The organism is Arthrobacter phoenicis, assembly GCF_047238215.1.
Taxonomy (GTDB): Bacteria; Actinomycetota; Actinomycetes; order Actinomycetales; family Micrococcaceae; genus Arthrobacter.
The window spans coordinates 1,355,190-1,371,683 of the sequence record NZ_JBDFMK010000001.1; the positions used below are offsets into that span (position 1 = coordinate 1,355,190).

18 protein-coding genes are annotated in these 16,494 nt (G+C 69.1%); 13 read left to right on the top strand and 5 right to left on the bottom strand.

Features of this window, described 5'->3' with window-relative positions; all coding sequences use genetic code 11:
* The first annotated feature begins 101 nt into the window (after positions 1–101).
* A complete protein-coding gene (gene nadE / locus ABC337_RS06235; protein WP_412884713.1) occupies positions 102–926 on the top strand; it encodes an NAD(+) synthase in 825 nt (274 codons plus the stop codon).
* 171 nt (positions 927–1,097) lie between these two features.
* On the opposite strand, the gene ABC337_RS06240 is transcribed toward nadE, so the two are convergent.
* Positions 1,098–1,871 carry an IclR family transcriptional regulator gene (locus ABC337_RS06240; protein WP_400160145.1) on the bottom strand — a complete coding sequence of 258 codons (774 nt, stop codon included), beginning with the start codon at positions 1,869–1,871 and terminating at the stop codon, positions 1,098–1,100.
* A 225-nt stretch (positions 1,872–2,096) separates the two neighbouring features.
* Between ABC337_RS06240 and ABC337_RS06245 the strand changes: the two genes are divergently transcribed.
* From ABC337_RS06245 to ABC337_RS06280, 8 genes are all read left to right on the top strand, one after another.
* On the top strand, positions 2,097–2,819 hold the full coding sequence (locus tag ABC337_RS06245) for a CoA transferase subunit A (protein WP_400160144.1): 723 nt from the start codon (positions 2,097–2,099) through the stop codon (positions 2,817–2,819).
* A gap of 34 nt (positions 2,820–2,853) precedes the next feature.
* Entirely contained in the window at positions 2,854–3,549 is a 696-nt protein-coding gene (locus ABC337_RS06250) for a CoA transferase subunit B (protein ID WP_400160143.1), read from the top strand.
* Positions 3,546–4,730 (top strand): acetyl-CoA acetyltransferase, encoded by a 1,185-nt coding sequence (locus tag ABC337_RS06255; protein ID WP_412884712.1) that lies wholly within the window; start codon positions 3,546–3,548, stop codon positions 4,728–4,730. Before ABC337_RS06250 ends, ABC337_RS06255 begins: the two co-directional genes overlap by 4 nt.
* Positions 4,717–4,965: a hypothetical protein gene (locus ABC337_RS06260; RefSeq protein WP_412884711.1), complete on the top strand. Its 249-nt coding sequence runs from the start codon at positions 4,717–4,719 to the stop codon at positions 4,963–4,965. The genes ABC337_RS06255 and ABC337_RS06260 overlap by 14 nt, the downstream gene beginning before the upstream one ends.
* A gap of 4 nt (positions 4,966–4,969) precedes the next feature.
* A complete protein-coding gene (locus ABC337_RS06265) occupies positions 4,970–6,097 on the top strand; it encodes a PucR family transcriptional regulator (RefSeq protein ID WP_412884710.1) in 1,128 nt (375 codons plus the stop codon).
* A 170-nt stretch (positions 6,098–6,267) separates the two neighbouring features.
* Positions 6,268–7,569 (top strand): MFS transporter, encoded by a 1,302-nt coding sequence (locus ABC337_RS06270; protein ID WP_412884709.1) that lies wholly within the window; start codon positions 6,268–6,270, stop codon positions 7,567–7,569.
* Entirely contained in the window at positions 7,566–9,143 is a 1,578-nt protein-coding gene (locus ABC337_RS06275; RefSeq protein ID WP_412884708.1) for a class I adenylate-forming enzyme family protein, read from the top strand. The genes ABC337_RS06270 and ABC337_RS06275 overlap by 4 nt, the downstream gene beginning before the upstream one ends.
* A 10-nt stretch (positions 9,144–9,153) precedes the next feature.
* Entirely contained in the window at positions 9,154–9,957 is an 804-nt protein-coding gene (locus tag ABC337_RS06280) for an SDR family NAD(P)-dependent oxidoreductase (RefSeq protein ID WP_412884707.1), read from the top strand.
* A gap of 156 nt (positions 9,958–10,113) precedes the next feature.
* Here the strand turns inward: ABC337_RS06280 and ABC337_RS06285 are convergent, their stop codons facing one another.
* From ABC337_RS06285 to ABC337_RS06295, 3 genes are all read right to left on the bottom strand, one after another.
* A complete protein-coding gene (locus ABC337_RS06285; RefSeq protein WP_412884706.1) occupies positions 10,114–10,659 on the bottom strand; it encodes an NAD(P)H-dependent oxidoreductase in 546 nt (181 codons plus the stop codon).
* Between the two features lie 184 nt (positions 10,660–10,843).
* The gene (locus ABC337_RS06290) at positions 10,844–11,704 is read right to left on the bottom strand and encodes a 3-hydroxyacyl-CoA dehydrogenase family protein (RefSeq protein ID WP_412884705.1); all 861 of its coding nucleotides are present in this window, start codon (positions 11,702–11,704) and stop codon (positions 10,844–10,846) included.
* 11 nt (positions 11,705–11,715) lie between these two features.
* Positions 11,716–12,417 carry a hypothetical protein gene (locus ABC337_RS06295; protein ID WP_412884704.1) on the bottom strand — a complete coding sequence of 234 codons (702 nt, stop codon included), beginning with the start codon at positions 12,415–12,417 and terminating at the stop codon, positions 11,716–11,718.
* 9 nt (positions 12,418–12,426) lie between these two features.
* On the opposite strand from ABC337_RS06295, the gene ABC337_RS06300 reads away from it, so the two are divergent.
* From ABC337_RS06300 to ABC337_RS06310, 3 genes are all read left to right on the top strand, one after another.
* On the top strand, positions 12,427–13,221 hold the full coding sequence (locus tag ABC337_RS06300; RefSeq protein ID WP_412884703.1) for a PEP-utilizing enzyme: 795 nt from the start codon (positions 12,427–12,429) through the stop codon (positions 13,219–13,221).
* Between the two features lie 93 nt (positions 13,222–13,314).
* The gene (locus ABC337_RS06305; protein ID WP_412884702.1) at positions 13,315–14,334 is read left to right on the top strand and encodes an alpha/beta hydrolase; all 1,020 of its coding nucleotides are present in this window, start codon (positions 13,315–13,317) and stop codon (positions 14,332–14,334) included.
* 45 nt (positions 14,335–14,379) lie between these two features.
* Complete coding sequence (locus ABC337_RS06310) at positions 14,380–15,327, top strand: alpha/beta fold hydrolase (protein WP_412884701.1); 948 nt, start codon at positions 14,380–14,382, stop codon at positions 15,325–15,327.
* Here the strand turns inward: ABC337_RS06310 and ABC337_RS06315 are convergent.
* The gene (locus tag ABC337_RS06315) at positions 15,311–16,060 is read right to left on the bottom strand and encodes a glycosyltransferase family 2 protein (RefSeq protein WP_412884700.1); all 750 of its coding nucleotides are present in this window, start codon (positions 16,058–16,060) and stop codon (positions 15,311–15,313) included. The two genes, ABC337_RS06310 and ABC337_RS06315, sit on opposite strands and share 17 nt — an antisense overlap.
* 155 nt (positions 16,061–16,215) lie before the next feature.
* On the opposite strand from ABC337_RS06315, the gene ABC337_RS06320 reads away from it, so the two are divergent.
* Entirely contained in the window at positions 16,216–16,419 is a 204-nt protein-coding gene (locus ABC337_RS06320) for a cold-shock protein (protein ID WP_013599688.1), read from the top strand.
* Positions 16,420–16,494: the final 75 nt, after the last annotated feature.

Sequence of the window (16,494 nt, forward strand, 5' to 3'; positions counted from 1 at the left end):
TCCGCGGCGCCCCGGTCCGAAAGCGCCGCGGATTCCGCACCGGAGGCCGGGAGACCGGCAACAGTTGAGCCCGGGGGATGCCGCTGACTAGGCTGAGGGACATGCGTGAACTCCAGGCGAAGATCATCGAGGAAATGGGCGTGCAGCCCCGGATCGATCCGGCCGGGGAGGTGCGCAAACGCGTCACGTTCCTGAAGGAATACCTCAAGGCCAGCCACACCAAGGGCTTCGTCCTGGGCATCTCCGGCGGACTCGACTCCTCGCTGGCCGGCCGGCTGGCGCAACTGGCGGTCGAGGAGCTCGAAGCCGAGGGCACGGAGGCCGACTTCGTCGCTGTCCGGTTGCCCTACGGCATCCAGCACGACGAGGAGGACGCCCAGGCCGCGCTCGACTTCATCAAGGCCAAGACCGAGTGGACCTTCAACATCTCGGCCGCCGTCGACGGCTTCGAGGACGAGTTCGAGAAGACCACCGGCGACGGCATCTCCGACTTCCACAAGGGCAACACCAAGGCCCGCACCCGCATGACCGCCCAATACGCCCTGGCCGGCGAGCGCAACTACCTGGTGATCGGCACGGACCACGGCGCCGAATCTGTCACCGGCTTCTTCACCAAGTTCGGCGACGGCGGCGCGGACATCCTCCCGCTCTTCGGCCTGAACAAGCGCCAGAACCGGGCCCTGCTGGCCGAACTCGGCGCCCCGGCACGGATCTGGGAAAAGGTGCCGACGGCGGACCTGCTCGACAACACGCCCGGCCGGACCGACGAGGACGAACTGGGCCTGAGCTACGACACGATCGATGATTACCTCGAGGGCCGGGACGTCCCCGAGGCGGCCGCCGAGATGATCGAGAAGCGGTACCTGCAGACCCGGCACAAGCGGACCGTTCCCGTGTCCCTCTTCGACACTTGGTGGAAGCAGTAACCGCCTAGCGCCCCGCTGGGGCTCCGTCCGGGGGCACTTCGGAGCCCGACGACGCCGGTTCCCGCCGTCGTCGTCGGCGTGTCCGTGGCAATGTGCCCCCGGACGGTCAGCCACCCCCGCCCGCCGGCACCACCCGTGCCGAACCTCGCCCCGAATGAGCGCCAAGAACCCCTAGGCGCCCTGCAGCTGCAGTGAGATCCGGTGCGCCTCGTCCAGCAGCAGGCGGCCCAGCTGTTCGCCCCGCTCGCCGCGGAACCGGGGTTCGATGCCGGTCAGGGACAGCGCCCAGGCCGGGCGTCCCCGCCGGTCGAACACGGCCGCGCCCATCCCCCAGCTGCCCTCCAGGACCAGCCCGGGATTGACCGAGTAGCCCGTGGACCGGGTCAGCTCCAGGTTGGCCCGGACCCGGTCCTCCGTGTGCCCGGCAGCGAAACTTCCCGCGTGGGCTTCCCAGCCGGACAGGATCTCCTCCTGCTCCTCGGGCGGCAGGAACGCCATGATGGCCGTCCCGGCGGAGGCCACCCCCAGGGGGAAGCGGACCCCCTCGTGCAGGACGAAGGACCGCACCGGGAAACTGCCCTCCTCCCGGAGCAGGCACACGGTCTCGGCACCGCGGCGGATGGAGAAGAAGGCGCTCTCTCCCGTCTCCTCGGCGAGCCGGCGCAGGCTGGGCCGGGCGATGTCCTCCAGCGGGAACCGGGCCGAGGCCACAGACCCAAGCAGCAGGATCTCCGGGCCCAGCACCCAGTGCCCGCTGACCGGATCCTGGTCCAGCAGCCCCTCCGCGGCGAGCGAGCTCAGCAGCCGGTGCACGGTGGGCCGGGTCAGCCCGGACTCGCGGACCAGCTCGGCCAGCCCGGACCCCTCCGGCTTCCGCCCGACGATCCGCAGCAGCGCCGCCACACGGCTGACCACCTGCGCGCCCTGCACCGGAACCGCACTCATCCGAACCCTCCAACCGCTCAAAAGCGACCTAATCATCCACAATATGGACAGCTCACAGCCTACCGTCCACACTGTAGAAATCCATGGAATTCCGGGAATTTCCCGCGTTGACAGTGTTCCACACCACACCCTAAGCTCCTTCATCAGGTCAACAGTCCACAAAGTGGATGGCGGCTCCGGCCCCGCCGGCCCGCCAACAGTTCGAACGCTCAACGAGGAGATGCCATGTCCAAGCTCAGAAACAGCGCAGCCGCCGCCTTGCAGGATGTCCTGCGGGACGGCATGACGCTCGCCGTCGGCGGCTTCGGCCTCAGCGGCATCCCCGCGGACCTGATCGAGGCCGTGCGGGACTCCGGCGTCAGGGACCTCACGGTTGTCTCCAACAACATGGGCGTGGACGGCAAGGGCCTGGGCCTGCTGATCGAGGCCGGCCAGGTCCGCAAGGTCATCGCCTCCTACGTGGGTGAGAACAAGCTCTTCGCCGAGCAGTACCTGGCCGGCAAGCTGGAGGTCGAGTTCACCCCACAGGGCACGCTCGCGGAGCGGATGCGCGCCGGCGGCGCAGGCATCCCCGCCTTCTACACCAAGACCGGCGTCGGCACCCTGGTGGCCGAAGGCAAGCCGCTCGCGGAGTTCGACGGCGAAACGTACGTCCAGGAGCGCGCCATCAAGGCCGACGTCGCCCTGGTCCACGCGCACACCGCGGACACAGACGGCAACCTGATCTACCGCTACACAGCGCAGAACTTCAACCCCGTCGTCGCCACCGCCGGCGCCGTGACCATCGCCGAGGCCGAGGTGATCGTCGAACCCGGCCAGCTGGACCCGAACCACATCGTCACCCCCGGCGTCTTCGTCCAGCGGCTGGTCCAGGCCACCGACCGGGTCAAGGACATCGAACAGCGCACCGTCCGGCCCCGCGCCGAAGCCGCCCCCGCCGCGGTCTGATCCGCCCCACCGACACTTTTCCAGGAGACTCACCATGGCTTGGACCCGCAACGACATGGCCGCCATCGCGGCCGAAGAACTCAACGACGGCGATTACGTCAACCTCGGCATCGGCATCCCCACGCTCGTGGCCAACAACCTGCGCGAGGGCGTGCGGGTCGTGCTGCAGAGCGAGAACGGCCTGCTCGGCATGGGCCCGTTCCCCTACGAAGGTGACGAGGACGCGGACCTGATCAATGCCGGCAAGCAGACCGTCACGGTCCTGCCCGGCGGCAGCATCTTCGACTCCGCCACCTCATTCGGCATGATCCGCGGCGGTCACGTCAAGGTCGCCATCCTCGGCGCCATGCAGGTCTCCGGCGCCGGCGACCTGGCCAACTGGACCATCCCCGGCAAGATGGTCAAGGGCATGGGCGGCGCCATGGACCTGGTGGCCGGCACACCGCGCGTCGTCGTCCTTACCGAACACAACGCCAAGGACGGCACCGCCAAAATCGTCAAGGAGTGCACCCTGCCGCTGACCGGCCTGAGCTGCGTGGACCGCATCATCAGCGACCTGGCCGTCTTCGACCTGGTAAAGAACGAAGGCACCGGGAGCCGCCGGCTGACGCTCACGCGCCTCGCCCCCGGCGTCACGGTCGAGGAGATCCGCGGGAAGACCGAGGCGGAGTTCGACGTCGATCCCGCCCTGGAAGAGACCACTGACGCGCTCGAGGAGGCCCGGGCATGAGCCTGAAGGACCAGTTCGGCAAGGACGTCCTGCTCACCGGGTGGGGCCACAGCCGCTTCGGCAAGCTGACCGAGGAGACCCTGGAATCCCTGATCGTGCAGGTCGCCACCGAGGCGATCGGCAACGCCGGGATCGAGCCGGGCCAGATCGACGAGGTCTACCTGGGCCAGTTCAACTCCGGCATGATGCCGCTGGCGTTTCCGTCCTCGCTGGCCCTGCAGGTCTCCGAGCAGCTCGCCAACGTGCCCTCCACCCGGGTGGAAAACGCCTGCGCCTCCGGTTCGGCCGCCTTCCAGCAGGGCACCAAGTCGCTGCTGGCCGGCACCGCCAAGACCGTCCTGGTGATCGGCGCGGAGAAGATGACCCAGGCCGGGGCCGACGTCGTGGGCGCCGCCCTGCTGGGCGCCGACTACGACATGGCCGGCAAGCCCTCCACCACCGGCTTCACCGGCCTCTTCGCCGAGGTCGCCAAGCACTACGAGAAGCGCCATGGCGCTGTTTCCGACGCCCTGGGCACCATCGCGGCGAAGAACCACCGCAACGGCGTCGATAACCCCTACGCCCAGCTCCGCAAGGACCTCGGTGAGGAGTTCTGCCGGACCGTGTCGGATAAGAACCCGATGGTCGCCGATCCGCTGCGCCGCACCGACTGCTCCCCCGTCTCCGACGGCGCCGCCGCCGTCGTGCTCTCCGTCGCCCCCACCGGCGGGGCCACCGCCCCGGTCCGGCTGGCCGGCTTCGGGCAGGCGAACGACTTCTTCCCCGCCGAGCGCCGGGACCCGACGGCGTTCGCCGCGACCCGCGCCTCCTGGCATCGAGCCCTCGGCATGGCCGGCGTCGGGTTGGAGGACCTGGACTTCGCCGAGGTGCACGACTGCTTCACCATCGCCGAGCTGCTGATGTACGAGGTGATGGGCCTGACCGAGCCCGGCCAGGGCTCCCGGGCGATCGAGGAAGGCTGGGTCTTCAAGGACGGAAAGCTCCCGGTCAACGTCTCCGGCGGGCTCAAGGCCAAGGGCCACCCGGTCGGCGCCACCGGGGTCTCCCAGCACGTCATCGCCGCGATGCAGCTCACCGGCACGGCCGGGGACATGCAGCTGGCGGCGCCGCGCCGGGCCGCGGTACAGAACATGGGCGGCGTCGGCATTGCGAACTATGTCAGCGTGCTTGAAGCCGTCTAAGCCGGCGCCCGCCGAACTGGTCTGGGCCACCAATTGGCTGGGCCTGCCGGCCGGGGCACCCGTGATGGTGCTCCGGCCCGGCGGCGTGCCGGTCCCCGCGACCGTGGAGCTCGCCACCCCGGACGGAAAGATCCTCTGGGTCCGCTACCGGTCCACGGGCGAGCGCACCATGCTCTTCAAGTCCGACGGAACCCAGATCTGGTGCGCGAACCCCGATGTCCCCGCCAACCATTGAAGCGGTGGCCGACCTGCTGTTCCGCGATCTGAACGCGCTGAAGGCCCTCAGCGTGCAGCGGTGCGTCGCGGAGGTTGGCTACCGAGGGGTGGCCGAGGAGGACATCAGCGCTTCGGTAGAGCAGAATCTGCGGATGGCCATCCAGGCGGTCAAGTCCGGCGCCGTGCCAGAGTCCGCGCAGCTGGCACCGGAAGCCCGGGTGGCCCAGATCCGTTTCCACCAGGGCCTTCGGATCGAAGATGTGATGCGCGGCTACCGCCTCTCGATGGCCGTGATCCAGGAGCGCTTCATCGAGATCGCCCAGAATCTGCACCTCGGGGACCGCGAACTGCTCTCTGCCCATCGAACTCTGTGGGGCGTCAGCGACTCCTATACGGCCGCCCTGGTGGAGTCGTACCGCGAGAGCAGCGTCCGGCAGGCTGTCCGCGATCACGAGCTCAGGCAGGGATTCCTCCGTGCCGCCCTGGCCGGGACATTGGCCGAGACCGAACTGGCGGCCCGCGCCACGGACTTCGGAATCGATCCTGGACGGGATTACCGCGCCCTGCGGGCGCGTCCGCACGCCGGCTCCTCACCGGACCGGCTCCTCGACGCCCTGGCGGCGAAGCTGCGGGCCGGCGACGGAGTCCTGACCGTACTGGGGGGCGACGTCGTGGGTTTCGTCGCCGCCCAGCCCAACGATGTGCCGGACGCCACCGTAGCCACCGGCCCCGAAGGTCAGCTGACGGAGCTGCCGCACTCCCGCGCAGTAGCCGACCGCATCTTTACGGCCGCGCTGCGGCGCCCGCGCGCCGGCTCCTATTGCCTTGAAGACCTGACCTGGCGTACCGCCGCCGATGACCCCGACGTCGGAGCAGTGTTGCGACGCCGCTACTTGGAACCCTTCGGCACCGACGCAGAGTTCGGCCGGATCGTTCTGGAATCGGTCCGCCACTACCTCGCCCACGACCGGCGGATCGCCACGGCCGCCAACTCCCTCTCAGTTCACGAAAATACCCTGCGCTACCGGCTTCAGAAGTTCGAACAGCTAACTGGTGCGCGGCTGGAATCGACGGACACCCTGGTCGAACTTTCCTGGGCCTTCGAAGCGTGCCCGTCCGGCACCTTCGAGGCGCCCGGGGCCCCGTTGTAGAAAACCACAACCGGCTGCCGGTTCCCTTTGATCTGGCTCCATGTTCCCCGCCCGGACCGCTCCGTAACGTGGTCTGCATCACAGCCGGATGAACTGCTGACAGCCGCGCCCACCCGGGCCGGACGCTGCGGATTTCCTCGTCCGGTTCCTTCGGATCTGGGAGTCACCGGATGAGCGTCATCACCGCAACACCACCTGTCAGCAGGACCCGCCAACTCGCGGCCGCCACCGTCGGCAACATCGTCGAGTGGTTCGACTGGTACGTCTACTCGATGCTGGCCCTCTACTTCTCCGGGCAGTTCTTCCCCAAAACCGATGACCCCGTCGTCCCCCTCCTGAGCGCTATGGCCATCTTCGCCGTCGGCTTCTTCATGCGCCCCCTGGGCGGACTTCTGGGCGGCATGGTCGCGGACCGGCTCGGCCGCAAGAAGGCCCTCACCGCCACGGTAATGCTGATGGGCGCGGGCAGCCTCCTCATCGCCATCTCCCCCACCTACGACCAGGTCGGCCTGCTCTCCCCCGTCCTGCTGGTGCTCGCCCGGCTGCTCCAGGGTCTCTCCACCGGCGGGGAATTCGCCGCCTCGTCGACCTTCCTGGTCGAATCGGCTCCGACAGGACGCCGCGGATTCTTCTCCAGCTTCCTCTACATCGGAGCGACGCTGGGCAACGTCATTGCCATCGCGCTGGTGGCCGCGCTGGTTGCCGGCCTGCCCGACGACGCCATGCACAGCTGGGGCTGGCGGATCCCCTTCGTCGTCGGCACCCTCGGCGCCGTTGCGGGCCTCTTCATCCGCCGCTTCGCCGAGGAAACCCTTGCCGTCGCCGAGGAGCCGGGCCTCGCAGGCGCCGCGGCCACCAGGGCCGCCCGCCCGTCGGCGTTTGAGTTCATGCGCACCCACCCCAAGGAATGCCTGCTGGTCTTCGCCATCAACGCGGCTCCCACCCTGTTCTTCTACGTCTTCTCGTCCTACCTGCCCACCTACGCGCACATCACGGTCGGCTTCGACATGAAGAACGCCCTCGTCGTCGGACTGATCTCGCTGAGCTACTTCGCTCTGCTGCAGCCCGTGATGGGTGTCCTCTCCGACCGGATCGGCCGCAAACCTCTGCTGCTGGTGTTCGGTGGCGGATTCACCCTGCTGACCATCCCCCTCCTGAACGCGCTGCAAAACAGCTTCCTCTCGCTGTTGCTGGTCCAAATGGCGGCACTGACGCTGCTCGCCTGCTACACCTCCATCACCTCCACTGTCATGTGCGAGCTCTTCCCGGCGAGGATCCGAGCGGCCGGGATCGGCCTGCCGTACGCCCTCGGCGTGGCCCTGGTAGGCGGCACGGGACCGTATGTTGCCACGTGGCTGGCCGACGCCAAGATGCTCGATGCATTTGGCTGGTACCTCACGGTCCTCGCAGCCATCACCACCCTCGTGTTCCTGCGGCTCAAGGAAACCGCCCGAAAGGAACTTCCCCAGTGAGCGTTATCGGGTTCTTTGACCGCGGGTGGCGTTGCAATCCCAACGGCATCGCCTACGTGCAGGAAGACACGGCCTTCACGTTCACCGAGGCCGGGGAACTGTCCTGCCGCATCGCCAACGCATTGCTGGACTCAGGTTTGTCCTCCGACGCCAAGGTGGCGGTGCTGGCCCCCAACGATCCCCTCGCCTGGATCTGCGTGCTGGGAATCTGGCGGTCCGGGCTGACCTGGATCCCGGCCAACCCGGACAGCCCCACCCCGGAAACGGCGCAACTGCTGGCAGGTTTTGATGCCGAACTGGTGATCTACCACGCCAGCCTCGACGACGCCGCCGCAGGGTTGCGCCCGAGCCTTCCCGGGGTGCTCCGCTGGGTTCGCCTCGGCGGGGAAGCGGCGGCTGAGGCCGGCGCAAACGACGGCAGCGTACCCTTCGAACGATGGATCGACGGCCAGGCGGCGACGAAGCCGGCAGTCGCCGCAGCTCCGGAGGATGTGGTCTCACTGGCACCCACCGGCGGGACCACCGGACTGCCCAAGGGCGTCATGAACACCAACCGAAGCCTCTCAGCCTTCGTGACGCACCTGCTGATGGCCGCCCATTACGGCTCCGAAGACGCGGTGGTCAATTTGGCCGCCGCACCCATGACCCACACCGCGGGCCTGCTGAGCCTGGCGGCCACGGCCCGCGGCGGAACCGTCGTCGTCCTCCCCAAGGCGCATGTCGGGGAGGTCCTGGACGCCATCAAACGGTACGCGGTGACGGACTTGTTCCTGCCGCCGACGGTCATCTACCGGCTCCTGGAGGTCCTGAAGGAGCGGCAATCCGACCTGTCGTCGCTGCGCTACCTCATCTATGGCGCGGCACCCATGTCGGTCGAAAAACTCCGTCAGGCGCTGACCGAGATTGGCCCCGTCATGATGGAACTGTACGGCCAGATGGAGGCGCCGGCGTCGGTGACCTTCCTGCGGCCAGACGAGCACTTCGTCGCCGGCGCAATCGCACCGGACTCCCGGCTCTCCTCCTGCGGCCGCCCCTACCCTCTGGTGGAGGTGGAGGTCCGCGACGACGAGGGCCGCGCACTTCCGGCGGGGTCGCCCGGGGAGATCTGCGTCCGCGGGGACCTGGTCATGAAGGGGTATTACAAGAACCCCGAGCAGACGGCCCTGGCCCTGCGCGACGGCTGGCTCCACACCGGCGACATCGGCATCCTCGACGGCGAGGGCTACCTGCACCTGACCGATCGACGGCGCGACCTGATCATCTCCGGCGGATTCAACGTTTACCCGAGTGAGGTGGAACAGGTGATTTGGGGCCACCCGGCGGTCCGTGACTGTGCCGTGATTGGCGCCCCGCATGCCGATTGGGGCGAAGCGGTGACCGCCGTCGTCGAACTCAACGAGGGGTGCGACGTCACGGAGGCCGAACTGGTGGCCCTCTGCAAACGGGAACTGGGCAGCATCCGTGCTCCGAAGGCCGTCCACATGGTCCCCTCGCTGCCGCGCAGCGTCAACGGAAAAGTCCTCAAGAAAACCATCCGCGAAACCTTTTGGCGCGGCGAAGCAACGAAAATCTAGGAGAAGAACAATGTCGAATCGACTTCAGGGAAAGATCGCCTTCGTGGTGGGCGCCGGCTCCAGTGCCCCCGGAATGGGCAACGGGAAGGCCACCGCCCTCGCCTTCGCCCGCGAAGGGGCCACCGTGGTGTGCACCGACGTCAACGAGGCCGCCGCCAAGGAAACCGAAAGCCTGATCACGGCCGAAGGCGGCCAGGCCCGGCATCTGGCGTTCGATGTCACGGACTCCGCCGCGGTGGGCTCCGCCGTGGAATCCGTTGTTCAGGAGTTCGGCCGGATCGACATCCTGGACAACAACGTGGGCATCGCCAAGGTGGGCGGCGTGGTCGAACTGGACGAAGCGGAATGGGACCGGGTCCTCGCCATCAACCTCAAGGGCCCCTTCCTCACCATGAAGCACGTCATCCCGCACATGGTGAGGCAGGGCGGCGGTTCCATCATCAACATTTCATCGCTGGCCAGCATCCGGTGGACGGGCGTGCCCTACTCCACCTACTACTCCTCCAAGGCCGCCCTCAACCACCTCACCCGCACCACGGCCGCCGAATATGCGGCCAAGCACGTCCGCATCAACGCCATCCTGCCGGGCCTCATGGAGACACCGTTCGTCACGGAATCCGCGGAACTCGCTGGCGCCTACGCGGACGGGCAGCGTGAGGAAATGCTGAAGAAGCGCCACGCCCAGGTCCCCATGGGCCACATGGGCACGGCCTGGGATGTGGCAAACGCGGCCGTCTTCCTGGCCAGCGACGAATCCGCCTACGTCACCGGCATCGAACTGCGGGTCGACGGCGGAATTTCCCTCGGCTTCTAGTACACCCGAACATCGGGCTGCGGTCCCCGCCGGTGGGACCCTAAGGCTGGTGGTGGGGCACCGGACGATCACCCGGATCGTCAACCTATCGCAACGCTGCGGTGCCCCACCGCCATTTTCACGTTCGGGCAAGAGCCGGAACGGCCAGCCAACAGGTCAGTTGGCGGCGGCAGGGACGGCGGAGAGGATCTCCCGGTAGCGGGCGGCGTGGGCCGCCACGTCCTCGGGGGTCGCGCGCGGCGCCCCGTGCAGGACCAGCGGTTCGGCCAGGTCCAGCCCGCAAAGATGTGCGGTGGCCTCCAGCGGGCGAAGCAGCTCAGCCATGGTGAAGCGGTTGTGGCCCGTCGGCATGTATGCGGACTCGGGGCCGCCGGTGGAGATGACCAGCTGCAGGCGCTTGCCGTGCAATGCGTCCCCGCCGGCGCCATAGGCGAAGCCGTACGTGAGGACCTGGTCCATCCACTCCTTCAGGACACCGGGCACGGAGTACCAGTGCCAGGGGAACTGCAGGACGAGGGTGTCGTGCCCGCGCAGGAGCTCCTGCTCCACGGCGGCGTCGATCCGCCGGTCCGGATAAACGGAGGCGATCTCGCGAACGGTCACGCCGTCGACGTCCCCGATGGCCGCGGCCAGCTGTGCGTTGATTCCGGACGTGGCGAGGTCGGGGTGGGCGACGACGACGAGGGTGCGGTGCGTACTCATGAAGGGCGTGTGCTTCTTTCGGGAATGGAACTGACCCCGGAACGCCCCGGAGCACGCCGTCGGCGACGGGGCCCGAGTCGGTTCGGAGTTAGGTAGACAGATCTGTCTGATACGCCCTCGAAAGTACCAGACAGACCTGTCCGCTCACAATCGGGGCAACCCGCGGCTGCCCCGGCACCACGCCTTAGGCGTAGTCGTTGTAGAAGCCACGGCCGGACTTGATTCCCAGCCAGCCCTTATCGATATATTCCTGCAGCAGCGGGGCCGACTTGTTCTCCATGCCGGCCAGCTCGCAGTAGTGGTTCTCGATGTCGAGCACCACGTCCAGGCCCACCTGGTCCATGAACCGGAACGGTGCCGTGTCGGCCTTGAAGACGTCCACGAACAAGGCATCCACGTCCTCCGGCTCGGCCACGCCCTCGGCCACCACCAGCAGTGCCTCGCGCTTGATCGCGGCCCAGACCCGGTTGAAGATAAAGCCGGTGCTTTCCTTCCGGACCAGGTGCGGCGCCAGCGCGTAGCCGGGCAGTTCGGCCATCAGCAGGTCCAGGACGGCCGGGTCGGTCCGCCCGCAGGACATCAGTTCAACCGAGCGCACGGCCGGCGGCATGTAGAAGTGCATGTTCAGGACCCGCTCCGGGGCGGCCACTCCGCCGATGAACTCCGAGGACGCGAACGACGACGAGTTGCTGGCCAGCAGGGCGTCCGCCGGGGCCAGCCGGTCCAAGTCGGCGAAGATCCCGCGCTTGAGCTCGAGCTTTTCGGGCACCGCCTCGACCACCAGCCAGGCGTTGTCCAGGGCAGCGGCAAGGTCGTCGCCGGCCGTGATCCGGCCGGACGGCGCGCCGCCGTGCTCGGCCGCGACGGCGGGCCGCTCGGCCTCGATGAAGTCGACGGCGGCCTGGCCGACGGCCGGGTTGAGGTCGAAGATGCGCACGTCGGCGCCGCGCAGCGACAGCATCAGTGCCACGCGGCGGCCCAGGGTGCCGCCGCCAATGACGGTGATGGGCCGGACGGCGGTGTCGGCGGGGAGGGAAAAGGTCATGGCGTTTCCTTTCAGGACGCTGCCGGGGAACCGGCAGCCAGGGTGGGACGGTGGGCGGGGTTTTTCCGGATGGTGCGGAGCAGGGCCGGAATGGCGGCGAGCACCAGGGCAGCGCCGTAGATGAGGGTGGTCCCCTTCATGCCGGCCACGGCCACCAGCAGCCCGGCGGCCACGGCGGGGACGCTGAAGCCGAGGTAGCAGATCAGGTAGATGCTGGAGAGCATGCCCACGCGCTCGTGCGGACCGCAGAGCGGGAGGGTCATGCGCATCGCGCCGAAGTACCCGCTGCCGAAGCCGACGCCGGCCACCACCGTGCCCGCGAAGTACAGCGGCGCGGAGCCGAGCAGGACGGCCAGCACGGTCAGGGAGATGCCGGTAATCAGGGAGACGACGCCGGTCAGCAGCGTGGTCCGGTCCGAGCGGCGGCGGACCACCAGGATGGCCAGGGCGCCGGGCACGAAGAGGGCAAAGAGGGCCAGGCCGCCCACCAGCACCGAGTTGTCCCGGGTGATGGCGTGCGCCAAGGCCGGCCCCAGCGAGAGGTAGAACCCGGCCAGGGCCCAGGTGGCGGCGGCCACCGGCATGGTGGCGGCCATGGTTTTCCGGGCGGAGCCGGGGATCCGGGCCTCGGGCATCAGGGACCGCAGCCAGCCCGGCGCCACCTCTCCGGCGCTGGGCAGCCGGAGCAGCGCCAGGCCGAGGAGCCCGACCATATCCTCGGCGTGATCTCGAACTACCTGCGCCTGGACGATCCGGACCATGCGCCGGACCGGCAGTTCGGCCTGGCCGCCGCGCACGCGGAGGAACGGATCCGGAGCCTGGTGGACCGCGCCGCCGCCCACGGGCGCTGGCGGGCCCGGCTGCTGGGGCTGGCCCTTCGCGAGGTCCGGGAATTGGCCGGTCTGCGCGAACTGCCCAAGTTCCACATCGTCCGGATCCTGGCCGAGGTGCACCGCCAGCTGCTGCTGGTGGGCGAGGACCTGGTGCGCCGCGGCGCCGTGGCCGCCGCGGGGGACGTGTTCTTCCTGGACTTCGGCGAGCTGCGGACCGGCTTGCGCGGGGCCCGGCTGCAGGAGACAGTGGCCGCCCGCCGCCGCCTGTACGACGTCGAACTCAGGCGCCGCCACATCCCCCGCCTGCTGCTTTCCGACGGCACGGACGTGGAGGCGGCCGCCCTGGCCGCGGCGCCGCCGTCGGGCGCCTTGGCCGGCACCCCCGCGTCCGCCGGCTCCGCCACGGGAACGGTCCGGGTGGTCCTGGACCCGGTGGGGGCACGGCTGGAACCCGGGGAAATCCTGGTGGCGCCGTCGACGGACCCGGGCTGGACGCCGCTGTTCCTCACCGCCGGGGCGCTGGTGATGGAGATGGGCGGGGTGATCTCCCACGGGGCGGTGGTGGCGCGCGAGTACGGCATTCCCGCGGTGGTGGGCGTCCCGGACGCCACCACCCGGCTGCGGACCGGGCAGCTGGTGACGGTCGACGGTGCCGCGGGCACCGTCCGGGTAGTGCCGGACTGAGGCTGCGGCCGCAGTCGGCGGGGCGGCCGTCTTCGGGGCGACGGGGCCGGGCACCCGGCGGTTCTAGCACGGGCGTGCCAGTAGAATGGAGGGATGACTTCGGCGGCTGCCTCCCGGCACCGGTCGGGCCACGGAGCGTTCGGCCTCGCCCGGCGCGCCCGGCGTGTCCTGCGCCGTGTACCGGTCTGGGCGTGGCGGGCCCTGATGGGGATCGTCGGCCCCGCCGAGAAGGCCCGGTTCAATGCGGACCCGGTGACCGGCGTCGACTACTTCCACGACATCGACTTCGCCGGTGACGGCATCCGAGCGCACCGGCTGGACGTGATCACCCCCGCCGGAACGGCCGAAACCACCGGATCCACAGACTCCGGGCTCCCCGTCTACGTCTACTTCCACGGCGGCGGCTGGACCTCCGGGGACAAGGCGGCGCTGACGAAATACTGCGCCAGCCAGGCCGCCGCCGGCATGGTGGTGGTCAACGTGAACTACCGCCACGCCCCGCGCTTCCACATGGGCCACGTTCTGCAGGATGCCAACGCCGCGCTGGCCTGGGTGCGGGCCGCCATTTCCGGGCACGGCGGGGACCCGGACCGGATTGTGCTGGGCGGGGACTCCGCCGGCGGCCAGATTGCCGCGCTGCTGACGGCATCGTCGCTCCATACCGACTTGGCGGAGCACTACGGCTTGGAACCCGCGGCGCCCGCCGCGAGCCTGCGGGGCCTGGTGCAGCACTGCAGCGTGGTGGACTTCTCCGTGTTCTTCGAGCGCGGCTTCGTCCTCAGCCTGGCGTTCGTGCGGATGCTGCTCCCCCGCAGCGCCGGCCCTGGCGCAGAGTCGCTGCGGCGGGCGGCCCGGCACCTGTCCCCCATCGAGTGGCTGGATTCGCGGCATCCGCCCGTGTTCCTGACCACCTCGGAGCGCGACTTTTTCTACACCGCCAACCTGAACTTCCTCGACCGGCTGCGGCAGCACCGGGTCCCGGCGGATGCGCTGGTCTACGGCTGGGAGTCCGCCAACGCCGAGCACACCTGGCAACAGGACGCCCGTTTCCCCGAATCCCAGGAGGTCTACCGCCGGCTGCACGCCTTCGTGGCGCGGGTGGCCGGAACCTAGCCGCTGTTCAGCCGGAGCCACCTGGCAGGGGGCTATGGTTGACCCATGGCGAGTACCGGCCGCCGGATCACCGGCGTTCCCGAACCGGACCCGGGGGTCTTTGGCTCCGGGCTGATCGATGAGTCCGCCCGCCTGGATGCCGCGCTGCCCGACGTCGACTGGTCCGTGCCTCCGCCCGGTGCCGTCCGTGGGGTCTTCGAGGCGCCGAGTGGGAGCCTTGCCACCCTGGCCATGGGCGTACCGGGAGGTCCGCGGGTGCTGCTGCTCCCGGGCGCCACCGGATCCAAGGAAGACTTCGCCCTGATGCTTCCCCAACTCGCCGACGCCGGCTACTACGCGCTCAGTTGTGACATCGCCGGCCAGTATGAGTCCGCCGGGGCCGGGCCGGAGCACCTCGTTCCGCCGCGGAAACACTATGACTACGAGTTGTTCACCAATGACTTTATCGCCCTGTTGGAGTCCGGCGAGGGGCCGGCCCACGTGGTCGGGTATTCCTTTGCCGCGATTGTCGCGCAGTTGGCCTTCGAGCGGCGGCCCGAGCTGTTCCGGACACTGACGCTGCTCAGCTGCCCACCGGAACCGGGGAACAGTTTCCGCGGGGTGCAGCGGATCGGCCGGTTCAGTGGTCTGGCCAGCCCCCGGGTGGGCGCGGCACTGATGATCTGGGGCATCCGCAGCAACGTTGTCTGGGTGGCTTCAAACCGGCTCCGGTTCGTCCGCTCCCGGTTCCGGCTCACCCGGCGCCAGTCGGTCCGGGACATCTTCGGCCTGATGCAACACGCCCCGGATCTCCGCCCGGTCCTGGCGGAGGCCACGCTGCCCAAGCTCGTGGCCGTCGGGGAGCACGATCTCTGGCCGCTGGCCCTGCACCGCCGGTTCGCCCAGGCGATCAGCGCGAAGATCGCCGTCTACCGCGGCGGCCACAGCCCCAGCGAGACTTCCCCGCACCAGATGAGCCGGGATCTGCTCGCCCTTTTCAATTCGGCCGGGTGAGCCCGCGCCGGTAGTCGCGCCGCCGCCGTCGTCGGGCCAACGGCGGGTCCGCAGAGAAGTCGACGGCGAACGTCGTCCACGCCATCGCCAGCCGCCGCCACACCGCCCCGGCGCTCTCGAACGGCCGGGCGGAAACCCCCACCCGCAGGGTTGGCTCCCAGATCACGGCCACCTGGGGCGGCAGCTGGTAGGAGATGTCGAGATCGTCATGCACGGCCGGCAGGCCGCGGTGCACCGCGTCCCGGATCAGGGCCCACGCCTCCGAATGCATGGCGAAGTTGGAGCCGAAGAGCGGCGGGTGTCCCAGCAGCAGCCCCACCACGCGGTGGTACCCGGCGATCCAGAGGCTCCGGCCCGCCCATCGGGCCAGCGCCGTGCCGCCGTAGAAGTCACCCGGGCCGCTGACGGCGGCGGTCGGGGCGGCGGCCGCCAGGAGGGTTTCGACCCGCTCCAGCCAGTCAGCCGGAGGGATCGAGTCGGTATCCAGGCGGGCGATGATGTCCGTGTCCGCGGCGTCGAAACCGAGAGCCGTGGCGGCCGCGATGCCCGCGACGTCGGCGGGGATCCGGCGCACCCCAGCGGCGGCGCAAACGGCGTCGGTCCCGTCCGTGCTGCCGTTGTCCACCACGATCACCGCGTCCGGACGGCGGCTCTGGCGGGCGAGGGCGGCGAGGCACACGGCCAGCGGCCCGGCGTCGTTGCGGGTGGGGATCACCACCGAGATGGTTGCCATGGTGGGCAGACTATCGCCTCCGGCCGGGCAGAACTGCCCCGCGTGGCTCTTGCACCCTGGCCCCGCGCCCCGTACGTTGGGGACAGCGGACGAATGTCTCCGCAGCCGTTGGCCTTGCGTGGCCGCCGGAGATCAGCATTTCAGAAGGATAAAGCATGGCTACTGGCACAGTTAAATGGTTCAACGCCGAAAAGGGTTTTGGCTTCATTGCCCCGGATGACGGGTCCGCTGACGTTTTCGCCCACTACTCGGCAATCGCTTCCAGCGGCTACCGCTCGCTGGACGAGAACCAGAAGGTCGAGTTCGACGTCACCCAGGGCCCCAAGGGCCCGCAGGCCGAGAACATTCGCCCGCTCTAAGCTTTCGGGAAAGCCCGGCCAGCCGGACTGCTTCTCCTAGAAAACACAAGCCCCTTCGGTACCCCCGGAGGGGCT

Coding starts and splice junctions, on each gene's coding strand:
- ABC337_RS06280 (WP_412884707.1), top strand. CDS start 9,154: ATGTCGAATCGACTTCAGGGAAAGATCGCCTTCGTGGTGGGCGCCGGC.
- ABC337_RS06305 (WP_412884702.1), top strand. CDS start 13,315: ATGACTTCGGCGGCTGCCTCCCGGCACCGGTCGGGCCACGGAGCGTTC.
- ABC337_RS06255 (WP_412884712.1), top strand. CDS start 3,546: ATGAGCCTGAAGGACCAGTTCGGCAAGGACGTCCTGCTCACCGGGTGG.
- ABC337_RS06315 (WP_412884700.1), bottom strand. CDS start 16,060: ATGGCAACCATCTCGGTGGTGATCCCCACCCGCAACGACGCCGGGCCG.
- ABC337_RS06295 (WP_412884704.1), bottom strand. CDS start 12,417: ATGGTCGGGCTCCTCGGCCTGGCGCTGCTCCGGCTGCCCAGCGCCGGA.
- ABC337_RS06270 (WP_412884709.1), top strand. CDS start 6,268: ATGAGCGTCATCACCGCAACACCACCTGTCAGCAGGACCCGCCAACTC.
- ABC337_RS06250 (WP_400160143.1), top strand. CDS start 2,854: ATGGCTTGGACCCGCAACGACATGGCCGCCATCGCGGCCGAAGAACTC.
- ABC337_RS06310 (WP_412884701.1), top strand. CDS start 14,380: ATGGCGAGTACCGGCCGCCGGATCACCGGCGTTCCCGAACCGGACCCG.
- ABC337_RS06285 (WP_412884706.1), bottom strand. CDS start 10,659: ATGAGTACGCACCGCACCCTCGTCGTCGTCGCCCACCCCGACCTCGCC.
- ABC337_RS06240 (WP_400160145.1), bottom strand. CDS start 1,871: ATGAGTGCGGTTCCGGTGCAGGGCGCGCAGGTGGTCAGCCGTGTGGCG.
- nadE (WP_412884713.1), top strand. CDS start 102: ATGCGTGAACTCCAGGCGAAGATCATCGAGGAAATGGGCGTGCAGCCC.
- ABC337_RS06290 (WP_412884705.1), bottom strand. CDS start 11,704: ATGACCTTTTCCCTCCCCGCCGACACCGCCGTCCGGCCCATCACCGTC.
- ABC337_RS06245 (WP_400160144.1), top strand. CDS start 2,097: ATGTCCAAGCTCAGAAACAGCGCAGCCGCCGCCTTGCAGGATGTCCTG.
- ABC337_RS06320 (WP_013599688.1), top strand. CDS start 16,216: ATGGCTACTGGCACAGTTAAATGGTTCAACGCCGAAAAGGGTTTTGGC.